Source organism: Archangium sp. (assembly GCF_036389735.1).
Taxonomy (GTDB): domain Bacteria; phylum Myxococcota; class Myxococcia; order Myxococcales; family Myxococcaceae; genus Archangium.
Map to the genome: position 1 here is coordinate 1 of NZ_DASVWK010000467.1, position 11908 is coordinate 11908.

An 11908-nucleotide genomic window follows, 5' to 3' on the forward strand; every position below is an offset into this window, starting at 1 on the left:
TGGAGCGCGCCCACAAGCTGCGCTGGCAGGTGGCGTCCCGGGGGGTGGGCCACAGCGTGCTGCTCCGCGTGCGCCGGGGCGAGCGTCCCCTGAAACTACGGGTGCGACTGGAAGAGCTTCCCGGAGAGGGGGAGGTCGTCCCCGCCGTCGCCGCGCCCTCCCAGGGGCCGGGCACCCACCCGGCCGGGGAGGCGGGGACGGGCGGCAGCGGTTCCGGACAGCAGCCGGGCGGGCAGGCCCCGGCTCCGGACGCCCCCTCACCCTAGTCAGAACGGGGAGTTCCGCCCGCCTCCCCGCCTGCCTCCTTGCGTTCCGTTTCAGCCAGCGCTACAGACAGCGCCTTTGCACGCCCCGCGGGACTCATCATCCATGGTGACGCGAGGCACCGTTACGCAACAGGAGCATTTCCATGGCTGAAGCACAGAAGACGACCCTGAAGAACTGGCCGCGCGTGGCCAAGGGCGGTGGCAAGAAGGCGTGCACCGTCGAGGGCTGCAAGCGTCCCTACCGCGCCAAGAGCTACTGCTTCTTCCACTTCAAGAAGTGGCGGCAGGGCGAGCTGCCCCACTCCCGTTACCGCACCTGCTCCAAGCCGGACTGCCGCACCAAGACGTCCAAGGCCGGCCTGTGCGAGAAGCACTACGGCGAGACGTACAAGAAGGCCGACGCGGCCGCCTAGTCGTTCTGGCCCGGGCCTCGCGAGGGCGCTCCCTTCCCGGGAGTGCCCTTGCCCGCGCCCATCGCCCGCCCCAGGTGCTTGAAGGCCGTGAGCCAGAGCTCCGCCTCGCGCTGGGTGAGTTGGGCCCGTAGCAGACTCCGCTCCAGTTCTCGCAGGACGTGCTCCGGGGCCTGGGGATTGAGGAACTGCGCCTCCAGCATCACCTGCTTCATCCGCTCGCCCAGCGCGTTCACCGTCCCCATGCGGGCCCCCTGCTCCTCGGGGGGCACCGGGGCGGCCTCCGCGGGCTTCCGGCCCTCCCGCGAGCACAGGTAGAGCAGCACCGCCGCCGCCTGTGCCAGGTTCATCGAGGGCTGCACCTCGCTGGTGGGGATGACGAGCAGATCCGTACAGAAGGCCAGCTCCTCGTTGGACAGCCCCCGCTGTTCGCTGCCCAGCACCAGCGCCACCCTCCCCCGCCGGCTCTGCTCGGCCAGCCGCGCCACCGCCTCCTCGGGGGTGAGTTCCGGACGGCCTTCAATCTGGGTGCGAGAAGTGGTGCCAACCGCGTACACGCAGTCCTTGAGGGCCTCGGGGAGGTTCTGGGCCACGGCCATGGACTCCAGCACCGACTCCCCTTTGACGGCCAGGCGCTCGGCCCCTCGGAAGGCGTAGGTGGAGGGGTCCGAGAGGATGAGACGGGAAAATCCGAAATTGGCCATCACCCGGGCCACCGCACCGAGGTTCTCCGGTGATCGCGTCTGGTGGAGGATGACGGTGAGGTTCACGGCCGGAAGCATGCCCCCGAGTTTAGCTTTCCGTGTCAGACCCGCATCGGTATATTCCCCCCTGATGCGTCGCTGGGTCGCTGGCCTGCTCCTATCTCTCGTTACCCTGACGGGTTGTGGCGTCGGGGGCACCCCCGTGCGCGCGGCCCTGGGCGCGCGGCAGGTGCTCACCAGTCCACCCGAGCTGCTCGAGTTCGAGACGCCGTCCAGCCGCCTGGAGCTGTACCGGGAGGTGGCGCGCATCTCGGAGACCGAGGCGGGCCAGGCCGCGCAGGCCCTGGTGCTGTTCCCCATCAGCCAGCACGGGGAGTTGGTTGCGGCACCGGGCTTCGAGGCCCGGACGGACCTGCTCCAGTCGCCGGACGCGGGTGCCCGGCTGGAGCTGAGCTTCGATGGACGGGCGAGTGAGCGCTGGCCGGAGGATCGGCGCGAGAGCCTGCAGGGCCTCTCGGAGCGCGAGGCGGCCGAGCTGGTGGCGCGCACGCTCTTGTCCCATTGGAGGATTGCTCCATCCGGTGTCGTGCAGGTGGACAGGGCGTCGGGCGCTCCGTACGCGGTGGCGTACGTGGACGGCATCCTGCGCATCAATCCCGCGTTCCTGTACATGGCAGCGGCCCAAGGTCCCGCTTCCCTGTCGGGCGCGGCCCAGTGAACACCTCCGCACTCCAAGCGCAGCTTTCGCACACGCTCCGGCAGACGAACCTGTCGGCCCTGGGTCAGCACTACCAGGGCAAGGTGCGCGACACCTACCGCCGGGGGGACCAGCTCATCCTCGTCACGTCGGACCGGCTGTCGGCGTTCGACCACGTGCTGACCACCATCCCCTTCAAGGGCGAGGTGCTCAACCGGCTGGCGACGTTCTGGTTCGAGCGCACCAGGCACATCGTTCCCAACCACGTGCTGGACGTGCCGGACGCGAACGTGACGGTGGCGCGCGCCTGCGAGCCCTTCGCGGTGGAGGTGGTGGTGCGCGGCTACCTGACGGGCAGCCTGTGGCGCGACTACCAGAAGGGCATCCACACCGCCTACGGAGTGCACTTCCCGGACGGGATGCGCAAGGACGAGGCCTTCGCCGCGCCCCTCCTCACCCCCTCCACCAAGGCGCAGTACGGCCAGCACGACGAACCCATCTCCGAGCCGGAGATTCTCGGCAGGGGCCTGGCGAGCACACGCGACTGGGCGCGCATCACCGAGGCGGCCAAGGGGCTGTTCCTCGAGGGCCAGAAGTGGGCGCGCACGCGCGGGCTGATCCTCGTGGATACGAAGTACGAGTTCGGCAAGGTGGGCGATGAGCTGTACGTCATCGACGAAATCCACACGCCGGACTCGAGCCGCTACTGGGTGGCCGACGAGTACGAGACGCGCTTCGCCAAGGGCGAGGACCAGCGGATGCTGGACAAGGAGAACATCCGCCAGTGGCTCATCCGCGAGCGGGGCTTCCAGGGCCATGGCACGCCGCCGGAGATTCCGGATGACGTGCGCGTGTCGCTCGCGGAGAAGTACCTGGCGGCCTACGAGCGGATTACCGGCATGACGCTCGCGCTGGACGTGGGCGACGTGCACGCGCGCATCGAGAAGAACCTCAAGGCGCGCGGGTACCTCTAAGGCTACTCGCCGCGGCCGAACACCCGCTGGAAGATGTCGTCCACGTGCTTGATGTGGTAGCCGGCCGAGAAGCTGTCCTCGATCTCCGCCGGCGTCATCACCTTGAGCAGATCCGCGTCGTCCAGCAGGGCCTTGCGGAAGGACACGCCCTGCTCGTACATGCGCATGGCGTTGCGCTGGACGATGACGTACGCCGCCTGGCGATCCATCCCCTTGCGCGCCAGCTCCAGCAGGATGCGCTGCGAGTTCACCACCCCGCCCAGCAGCTCCAGGTTCTTCTGCATCTGCTCCGGGTAGACGCGCAGGTTCTCCATCAGCCCGGAGAAGCGGTGCAGCATGAAGTCGGCGACGATCGTCGCGTCCGGGCCAATCACCCGCTCCACCGACGAGTGCGAGATGTCCCGCTCGTGCCAGAGCGCCACGTCCTCCAGCGCGCTCACCGCGTAGCCGCGCAGCAACCGCGCCAGTCCCGACAGGTTCTCCGAGAGGATGGGGTTGCGCTTGTGCGGCATCGCGCTCGAGCCCTTCTGGCCCGCGGTGAAGTGCTCCTCGGCCTCGCGCACCTCGGTGCGCTGGAGGTGGCGGATCTCCACCGCGAACTTCTCGATGCTCGCGCCCAGCAGCGCCAGTGCGGAGAAGTACTCGGCATGCCTGTCTCGCTGGACGATCTGACTGGAGGCCGGCGCGGGCGTGAGACCCAGCTTCTTGCACGCGTGCACCTCCACCGCCGGAGGCAGGTGTGCGAACGTGCCCACCGCGCCGGAGATCTTCCCCACCGAGATGACGTCACGGGCCCGAATCAAACGAGCCTCGGCACGGCGCAGCTCGTCGTACCAGATGGCCAGCTTGTGGCCAAAGGTGATGGGCTCGGCGTGGATGCCGTGGCTGCGGCCCATCATCACCGTGCGCTTGTGCTCGAAGGCGCGCTTCTCCACCGCCGCCATCGCACGCGCCACGCCCTGGAGGATGAGCTCCGCCGCCTCGCGCATCACCATGCCCAGCGAGGTGTCCAGCACGTCCGAGGACGTCATCCCCAGGTGCAGCCAGCGCGCGCTCGGCCCGATGCGCTCCTCCATGAAGGTGAGGAACGCGATGACGTCGTGCTTGGTGGTACGCTCGATCTCCTCGATGCGGGCGGCATCCGCCTCGGTGAAGTCGCCGGCACGGGCGAGGCAGTCCTCCAGCGCCTCGCGAGGCGCGATGCCGTGCTCCACCATGCCCTCCAGCGCGGCCAGCTCCACGTCGCGCCAGCGGCGCAGGCGGGCCACATCGGACCAGAGCGAGGACATCTCCTTACGGCTGTAGCGCGGAATCACTCGAACACCCTCACGGGGAAGTCCCGCTTGGCCGCGAACCGGAGCAGCTCCATGACGACGTCCTTGTCCTTGGAGCCTCCCAGCTTGTCGGCGGCGGAGAGATTGACGGCCAGGTCCAACCCCTCGGGCTGCGCCACCGCCAGCGCGCCGGGGTCGACCTTCTCGTGGATGATGCGGTTGGCCAGCCGTCCCGCCTGCTGCCCGATGGCGGTGGGGCTGGGAGCGAGCGCCAGCGTGGCCCCCTCCTTCACCTGACTGGGGGTGAGGCCCACCAGCGGCAGGCGCTGGGCACTGGCGAAGGAGATGAGTTCCTGGACGACGGAGGCGTTGCCCACCGTCTTGTCGGCCACCATCAACAGCGCGTCCACCTTTTCCCGGGCGCCCGAGAGCACCTTGTCCGCCTTGGCCTGCCCGTCCGTCTCGAGCGGCACGATGGAGAGGCCCAGCGGGCTGGCCGCCGACTGCGCCGCCTCCACCAACCCGGCGGAGAAACGCGGGTCGTGCAGGATGCCCACGCGCTTGACCGAGGGCGCCGCCGCCTTGAGGGCGGCCAGCTCGGGGCGGAAGTCACTGGTGAGGGCGATGCCGGTGAGGTTGGGGCCCTCCAGCCCGTACTTCTCGTAGTACGGCACCATGGCGAAGAGGACGGGGGTGTCCCCGCCCAGCGAGCGCTTCGCGGTGTTGGCCGCCAGCGGGCCGACCGCCAGCACCAGGGCGGGCTTCTGCGCGGCGATGCGTTGGAAGGCGCGCGCCGCGGCGGGAGCGCTGTCCTCAAGGGTCACCTCCACCACCTCGGCGTGAACCTCGGCGCTGAAGCCGGCCACCACCGCCGCGTAGGGCGCGAGCGCCGCGGACTTCACCACCACCACCTTCGGGCGTGCCTGCTGCGCGACGGCCACCACCGGCAGCAGCAATGCCCACAGCCAGAGCCACCCGTACCGTCTCATCGCTTCGTCCCCCCGCAGCACCGGAAGCCCACCGTACCCGAACGCAGCTCGGGGGCGCTGCCCCGCCTCGCCGAGCAGCTCGCCGCGGCCCCCGGACTGTCGAAAGCCCCACCCTTCTGCATCATCTGATTCCGGGGCGTGCCCGGGAGCGGATCGGTCCACTCGGCCACGTTGCCGGAGAGATCCATGACCCTGGCGGTCGAATGACAGTTCGGGAAGCTGCCCGAGGCGGCCAGCGTCCGGGCCTGTCCCCCGACCTCTTCCGTGTTGCACTTGTTCGCGTCGAAGTCGGGGCCGTAGGGGAAGCGCGACTTGCCGGCCCCCTTGCAGGCCTTCTCCCACTCCGCCTCGGTGCACAGCCGCTTGCCGAGAGCCACGCACGCGTCCTTGGCCTCGGACCAGGAGACGTTCACCCGGGGCACCACACCCGCCTCATTGGGGAACTCGAACTGATCGATGCAGAAGGAGTCCAGCTCCCAGTCCTTGAGTTCGAGCTCATCGGACCCGGGCAGCGGGTTCTCGGTGCCCATCTTGAAGGAGCCCCCCGAAACCAGGCTCATGCCCCGCGGGCAGCCCCCCAAGGCCACCACGGTCGCGGAAGGCTCCACCCTCCGAGGGACGGCGACGGACGGGTCCCCGCTCCCCTGGATCGCCGTGGGGCCCGTGGCGGCCGTGGCCGGAGGAGCGTCCGCGGGCTGGCGCAGCTTCCACAACAGCGCATAACCGCCCGCCGCTCCCAGACCGAGCCCCGCGAGCGTCAGCAGCACCAGCCCCAACGGAGAGCGGGACACGGACGTCACGGTCCGGGGAGCGGCCACTCCGGGAGGGGGCGGCACGGGCCGGGGCTCGGCACTCGGGACCGGAGGCAGGGCCGGACGAGACTTGGGAGCAGGCTTCGGAGCGGCGGGCTTGGGGATGGCGCTCATGAGCTCGGCGAGCGCCTCCGGGTCGAGCCGCTGGGTGGCGTCCGGAGGTGGCTCCTCGGAGCGGGGCATCTCGAGGGTGGGCGCCCCCGCGGCGGGAGCCTCGAGGGTGGACCTGGGAGCCTCCTGGGTGGGGGGGCCCACGGCGGGCACCTGCACCGTCGGAGGGGCCAGGGAGGGCAGCTCCGTCGTGGGGACGGGAGGAAGCGTCCTGCCCTCGCCCAGGCTGGCCTTCGCCAGCTCCGCGGTGAGGCTGATGGGGACCGGCTTCGCCGCGCGCGAGGGCACGGGCGCTGGCGTCGGGGCCGCACCGGGCCTCGTCGACACGGGCTTCGGGCGCGACGACAGGACCGCCGAGTACTCCGCCAGGAACTCGCTCGCGGTCCTCGGCCGCGCGAGCGGGTTGGCGTTGGTGGCGCGCCGGTAGAGCGACTCCAGGCCCGAGGGCAGCTCCGGCTCGTAGGCCAGCAGCTCCGGCACCTGGCCCTGCTCGGGCGTCTTGCCGGTGAGCAGCTCGCCGAGGAGGACGCCCAGCGAGTAGATGTCCATCCGCGTGTCGATCTCACCGCCCTCGGCGTACTCGGGGGCGACGTAGGAGGCCACCCGCCAGCCCTTCTGCGCCTGGAGGAAGGGCAGCCGCGGGATGCCCAGCGCCAGACCGTAGTCCGTCACCTTGAGCATGTCCGGCAGGACGGTGATGTTCTCCGGCTTGAGGTCCGAGTGCGGCCCGAACTTGTGGGCGCTGTCGAGGGCCTCGGCGAGCTGCGCCAGGAGGGGCTCCAGCTCCTTGGGGGTGAAGCGCTGCCCCTGGGTCGCGCGCTGCTCCATCATCCGCCGCAGCGTCATGCCCTCCAGCAGCTGCATGGTGAAGAAGGGCCGGTTGCGCTCCTCTCCCTCCTCGTAGATGCGCACGTGGTGGGGGTGGGCGAGCCGCTTGCCCGCGCGCATCGCCAGGGAGAACTGGGTGCGCTCCTCGGGCATCTGCACCAGCCGGGGGTTGATGATCTTGAGCGCGACCTCGACGTCCATCTGCTGGTCGAGCGCGCGGAAGACATGGCCCACCGGGCCCGGCCCGAGCACCTCGCGGATGGCGTAGCGCTTCGCGAAGACGTCACCGGGTTTGTAGGGAGCCTCGACACTGCTCCCCGGACGACGGCGCGGAGCGGCCGCACCCGGCGCGGCACCCGCGAGCTTCAGCCCGCAGGTGGTGCAGGATTCGCTGTTGTCGGGGACATGGCTGCCGCAGCGGTAGCAGAGCAAAGCGGTCGGACTCCCGGAGGTGGGGGGCTGTGGCGGGGCCCTCCAGAAGGCACCCTCGGTCGTCTTACCGCGCCGCGCGGATACTGGGCAAGGAACGCCGGGTTCAGCGGCCCGTCGAGCCGAAACCGCCCTCGCCGCGCTCGGTGGCGTCCAGCACCTCCAGCTCGACCAGGGCCGCGTGTGAGACCGGAGCCACCACGAGCTGGGCGATGCGCTCGCCGCGCCGCAGGGTGAAGGGCTCGTGGGAGAGATTGATCAGGACGACCTGGACCTCGCCCCGGTAGTCCGCGTCCACCGTACCTGGCGAGTTCAACAGGGTGATTCCGTGACGCAGCGCCAGACCCGAGCGGGGCCGCAACTGGGCCTCGTAGCCGGGAGGCAGCGCCAGGGCGAGCCCCGTGGGCACCGCCACGCGAGCCAGTGGCCCGACGGTGAGCTCGCCGTCGATGTCCGCCCGCACATCCAACCCCGCGGCGAGCTCGGATTCATAGCGAGGCAGGGGCAGCGGCTCCGGGTGGGCGCGCACACGACGGACCCTCACGGCGATGGAGGAGGCCATGTCCGACGACGTACCACGCCGTGACGTGGAAGCGAGCTTTCGGCCCACTCAGCGCGCGGACTCGTCGGCCACGGGACTGGAGCGGGCCCGGAAGCGGAGCGGGTCCACCGGCTGGGCGGACAGCGCGAGCTGGTAGTGCAGGTGCGGCCCGGTGGAGCGGCCGGTGTTGCCCGAGCGGGCGATGAGCTCGCCGCGCGTCACGCGCTGCCCCGGGCGCACCACCAGCTCCGAGTTGTGACAGTAGGCCGTCGTCACGCCCCGGCCGTGGTCGAGGATGAGCACCCGGCCGTTGACGGCGTCCTCGCTCGCGCGGCGCACCGTGCCGTCGGCCACCGCGTGGACCTCGGTGCCCTCGCGCACGGAGAGGTCCACCCCCGTGTGCAGCTTGCGCGTGCCCAGCACGGGGTGCAGGCGGTAGCCGAAGGGACTCGACACCGGCGCGCTCTCCGGCACGGGCCACGCGAGCCCGAAGGCCGTGGACAGCGCGAGCGCCTGGGCCGCCGCCACGGTGGAGTCCTCGAAGCCGGGAGGCAGTTGCCGGGCGAGTTGCTCCAGACCGGGCGTACCGCCCTCGGCCGCCACGCGCTCGACGGCGTAGCGCGCCGGCACACGGCCGACGAAGAGCGCGGTGAGGCGGGACTCCTCCTGGGGGAAGCCCTCGGCCAGGGCCTCGTGGAGCCTGCGGGCGGCGGCGGGGCCACGGGTTTCGTCCAGCAGGGACGCGGGGGGAATGCCCAGCTCCTCGGCGAGCGCGAGCGCCGGAGCCCGGGCCTTGGGGGAGAGTCCCCTCAACGCGAGGTGGGTGCCATACGCGAGCGCCTCGCCATCGGCGAAGGGCCGGAGGGGCGGCGTCCCGGGCACGAGGGTGGGCGCGGACACACCGGTGCCACTGACGCCGTCGTAGTAGGCGAGCAGCGGGCGGGCGGTGCTGTGGCCACCCAAGGCCCAGGCCGAGGCCCGTCGGACCAGGGCGCCCGCGGGCGTGTGGTGCCAGGCCGTCCAGAGGCAGAGAAGGGCCAGGGAGAAGTCGAGCAACCCTCGGGCATTGCGCGAGAACATGGGGCTCTCTCCTCAGCGCAAGAAGGACAGCAGGGGCGAGGCATCGAGCACGGCGGCGAGCGCGAGGGGCGCCACCAGCGCGGAGCCGGGCAGCCCGTACGCGAGGGCCTGGGCGAAGCCGCGTGCATGAGCCTCGGAGGCCTCATCGGCGTGCTGGAGGTTGCGCAGCACGGCGCGCCCGCCCAGCCGCCACAGGAGCCCCACCAGGGCCGCGAGCGCGAGGCCACGGGCCACCCCATCCGCCGCACCCTCACCGAGCAGCTCGCGCCAGGAGAGGTATACCGTGCCCTGGACGAGCCGAGCCACGGTACAGGCCCCGGCCACGGCCACGAGCGCGGTGGCCAGCGGGCGGAGCCACCGCATCGAGGTGGGCCTGCGCAGGCACCGCGCCAGCGTCGCGCGCCAGGTGTGGTGCGGAGGGGCGTGCTCCTCGTGGTAGCCGAGCGCGGGCAGCGCGAGCACCACGTCCGCCGCCAGCTCCCAGGACAGGGCGAGGGCTCGCGCGAGCGTGGTGCGCCGCTCCAGGGAGAGCAGGTCCACGAGGGGGGCGGTGAGATCGAAACCGCCCACGAGGCGGTCGAAGGCGGCATCGGCCAGGTCGACCACGACCAGGAGCCGGTCATCGAGCGTGTCCGCGGCGGCATGGACGCCCACGGTGATGAGCGCCAGCAGGCCGAGCGGCATGAAGGCCCAGCGGAAATACCCAAGGAAGCGCGAGAGCGCGCTGAGAGGACCCTCGGGCGGGGCGGCGGTCGGCGAGCGGTTCACACGAGGCTCCGGAAGCGGACCCAGACATCAACGCACGAATCCGCGGGAAGATCTTCTCCGGATGGAGCCCGCAAAGGGAAACGCCCTCCCCCGCCGGAGCGGAGAGAGGGCGTCGACCGTGCCCCTCCCCCTCGCCCTCTGGGAGAGGGAAAGGGTGAGGGTCTGCGTCACCGTGCGCGAATCAGGCCTTGGCGCCCGGCTGGGTGGCCTCGGGGGACGGCGCGGCGGCGTCGGCGGGAGCGGCGGTGCCCTGCTGAGCGGCGGTGCGCTCGGCCATGGCCTCCTTGCGCGACAGCCGGATCTTCCCGGTCTTGTCGATGCTGACCACCTTCACCAGCACCTCATCGCCCTCCTTGAGCACGTCCGAGACGCTCTTCACGCGCTTGTCGGACAGCTCGGAGATGTGGATGAGGCCGTCGGTGCCCGGGAACAGCTCCACGAAGGCGCCGAACTCGGCGATCTTGCGCACCGTGCCCGTGTAGATCTTCCCGATCTCCGCCTCGCGGGTGAGCGCCTGGACCATCGCGATGGCCGCCTTCACCGACTCCACGTTGGCGCTGGCGATGTCCACCCGGCCCGAGTCGTCGATGTTGATGGCGGCACCCGTGCGGGCGATGATGTCCTTGATCACCTTGCCGCCCGGCCCGATGACGTTCTTGATGAACTCGGGGCGGATCTGGATGGTGGTGATGCGCGGCGCGTAGGTGCTGATCTCCTTGCGCGGCTCGGCCATCGTCTTGAGCATCTCGCCCAGGATGTGCAGACGGCCCTGGCGAGCCTGCTCCAGCGCGCGGCTCATGATCTCCGTGGTCAGACCGGTGATCTTGATGTCCATCTGGATGGAGGTGATGCCCTTCGAGGTGCCGCACACCTTGAAGTCCATGTCGCCCAGGTGGTCCTCGTCACCGAGGATGTCCGAGAGGATGGCGACCTGGTCGCCCTCCTTCACCAGACCCATGGCGATGCCGGCCACGGGGGCCTTGATGGGCACGCCCGCGTCCATCAGCGCCAGCGTGCCACCGCACACCGAGGCCATGGAGGACGAGCCGTTGGACTCGAGGATGTCCGACACGAGCCGCACGGTGTAGGGGAACTTCTCGCTCGGGGGCAGCATGTTGCGCAGGGCGCGCTCGGCCAGGGCGCCGTGACCGACCTCACGCCGGCCGGGGCCGCGCAGGGGCTTGGTCTCGTTCACGCTGAACGGGGGGAAGTTGTAGTGCAGCATGAACCGCTTGAAGGACATGCCGCCGAGCAGCTCCAGCCGCTGCTCGTCGTCGGAGGTGCCCAGCGTGGCCACCACCAGCGCCTGCGTCTCGCCGCGGGTGAAGAGCGCGCTGCCGTGGGTGCGCGGGAGCACGCCCACCTGGTTGGTGATCTCACGCACCTTGTCGTGGCCGCGGCCGCCGATGCGGCCCCCGTTCACCGTCAGCGTGCGCATGTGCTCGTACTTCAGGTCCTCCACCACCGACTTGGCGTGCTTCTCCACCTGGGAGGTGAAGCCCTCGCCCAGCTGCTCCTTGAGCTTGGACAGGGCCTCCTTCTTGGCCTTGGAGAGCGCGTCGTAGCGGGCCGCCTTCTCCTTGATGGTGTAGCCGTGGACGATGCCGTCCCAGGCCAGCGCGCGCACCTTGGCCTTGAGATCCTCGGCCACCGCGGCGACGCGGTCGTAGTTGCGCACCGTCTTGTTCAGCGCGCGCCGCATCTCGTCCTGGAGATCCAGCGCGGGCAGCGCGGCCTGCTTGCCGAACTCGAGCGCGGCCACCATGTCCGCCTCGCTCACCTCCTCGGCACCGCCCTCCACCATCACGATGGCCTCACGGCTGACGGCCATGACGAGGTCGATGTCCGACAGCTCGCGCTGCTTGAGGGTGGGGTTGGCGATGAGCTTGCCGTCCACGCGGCCCACGCGGATGCCCGCGATGGGACCGTTGAAGGGGATGTCCGACACCCACAGCGCCGCCGAGGCGCCGGTGATGCCGTGGATGTCACCCTCGTGCTCCGGGTCCGCGGAGATGACGCTCGCGA

General features: G+C 70.7%; 11 protein-coding genes and 1 pseudogene. 4 read left to right on the forward strand and 8 right to left on the reverse strand.

Annotation, left to right across the window (positions count from 1 at the left end; genetic code table 11):
• A pseudogene (locus VF794_RS16610) lies at positions 1-266 on the forward strand (hypothetical protein); the annotation flags it as partial.
• Positions 267-409: 143 nt separating this feature from the next.
• Positions 410-679 carry a vegetative protein gene (locus tag VF794_RS16615; protein WP_331111533.1) on the forward strand — a complete coding sequence of 90 codons (270 nt, stop codon included), beginning with the start codon at positions 410-412 and terminating at the stop codon, positions 677-679.
• Here the strand turns inward: VF794_RS16615 and VF794_RS16620 are convergent.
• On the reverse strand, positions 676-1458 hold the full coding sequence (locus VF794_RS16620; protein WP_331111535.1) for an RNA methyltransferase: 783 nt from the start codon (positions 1456-1458) through the stop codon (positions 676-678). The two genes, VF794_RS16615 and VF794_RS16620, sit on opposite strands and share 4 nt — an antisense overlap.
• A 52-nt stretch (positions 1459-1510) precedes the next feature.
• Here VF794_RS16620 and VF794_RS16625 point away from each other — a divergent pair, with 52 nt between their 5' ends.
• Together VF794_RS16625 and VF794_RS16630 are read left to right on the forward strand one after the other, a co-directional pair.
• The gene (locus VF794_RS16625; protein WP_331111537.1) at positions 1511-2098 is read left to right on the forward strand and encodes a hypothetical protein; all 588 of its coding nucleotides are present in this window, start codon (positions 1511-1513) and stop codon (positions 2096-2098) included.
• Positions 2095-3051: a phosphoribosylaminoimidazolesuccinocarboxamide synthase gene (locus VF794_RS16630; RefSeq protein WP_331111539.1), complete on the forward strand. Its 957-nt coding sequence runs from the start codon at positions 2095-2097 to the stop codon at positions 3049-3051. Before VF794_RS16625 ends, VF794_RS16630 begins: the two co-directional genes overlap by 4 nt.
• 2 nt (positions 3052-3053) lie before the next feature.
• On the opposite strand, the gene purB is transcribed toward VF794_RS16630, so the two are convergent.
• The 7 genes from purB to pnp form a co-directional block, all read right to left on the reverse strand.
• A complete protein-coding gene (gene purB / locus VF794_RS16635) occupies positions 3054-4367 on the reverse strand; it encodes an adenylosuccinate lyase (RefSeq protein WP_331111541.1) in 1314 nt (437 codons plus the stop codon).
• Complete coding sequence (locus VF794_RS16640) at positions 4364-5314, reverse strand: ABC transporter substrate-binding protein (protein WP_331111543.1); 951 nt, start codon at positions 5312-5314, stop codon at positions 4364-4366. Before VF794_RS16640 ends, purB begins: the two co-directional genes overlap by 4 nt.
• A complete protein-coding gene (locus VF794_RS16645) occupies positions 5311-7497 on the reverse strand; it encodes a protein kinase domain-containing protein (RefSeq protein ID WP_331111545.1) in 2187 nt (728 codons plus the stop codon). Before VF794_RS16645 ends, VF794_RS16640 begins: the two co-directional genes overlap by 4 nt.
• A 103-nt stretch (positions 7498-7600) precedes the next feature.
• On the reverse strand, positions 7601-8056 hold the full coding sequence (dut, locus tag VF794_RS16650; RefSeq protein ID WP_331111547.1) for a dUTP diphosphatase: 456 nt from the start codon (positions 8054-8056) through the stop codon (positions 7601-7603).
• Between the two features lie 48 nt (positions 8057-8104).
• Positions 8105-9115, reverse strand: a complete 1011-nt coding sequence (locus VF794_RS16655; protein ID WP_331111549.1) for a M23 family metallopeptidase — start codon at positions 9113-9115, stop codon at positions 8105-8107.
• Positions 9116-9127: 12 nt separating this feature from the next.
• Positions 9128-9883 carry a hypothetical protein gene (locus VF794_RS16660; protein WP_331111551.1) on the reverse strand — a complete coding sequence of 252 codons (756 nt, stop codon included), beginning with the start codon at positions 9881-9883 and terminating at the stop codon, positions 9128-9130.
• A 181-nt stretch (positions 9884-10064) separates the two neighbouring features.
• Positions 10065-11908 (reverse strand): polyribonucleotide nucleotidyltransferase (gene pnp / locus VF794_RS16665; protein ID WP_331111552.1); only part of this gene is annotated, 1844 nt, incomplete at its 5' end.

Bases quoted from the DNA above. Each gene is read 5' to 3' on its own strand.
- VF794_RS16615 (WP_331111533.1), top strand. From the start codon at position 410: ATGGCTGAAGCACAGAAGACGACCCTGAAGAACTGGCCGCGCGTGGCC.
- VF794_RS16620 (WP_331111535.1), bottom strand. From the start codon at position 1,458: ATGCTTCCGGCCGTGAACCTCACCGTCATCCTCCACCAGACGCGATCA.
- VF794_RS16625 (WP_331111537.1), top strand. From the start codon at position 1,511: ATGCGTCGCTGGGTCGCTGGCCTGCTCCTATCTCTCGTTACCCTGACG.
- VF794_RS16640 (WP_331111543.1), bottom strand. From the start codon at position 5,314: ATGAGACGGTACGGGTGGCTCTGGCTGTGGGCATTGCTGCTGCCGGTG.
- dut (WP_331111547.1), bottom strand. From the start codon at position 8,056: ATGGCCTCCTCCATCGCCGTGAGGGTCCGTCGTGTGCGCGCCCACCCG.
- VF794_RS16655 (WP_331111549.1), bottom strand. From the start codon at position 9,115: ATGTTCTCGCGCAATGCCCGAGGGTTGCTCGACTTCTCCCTGGCCCTT.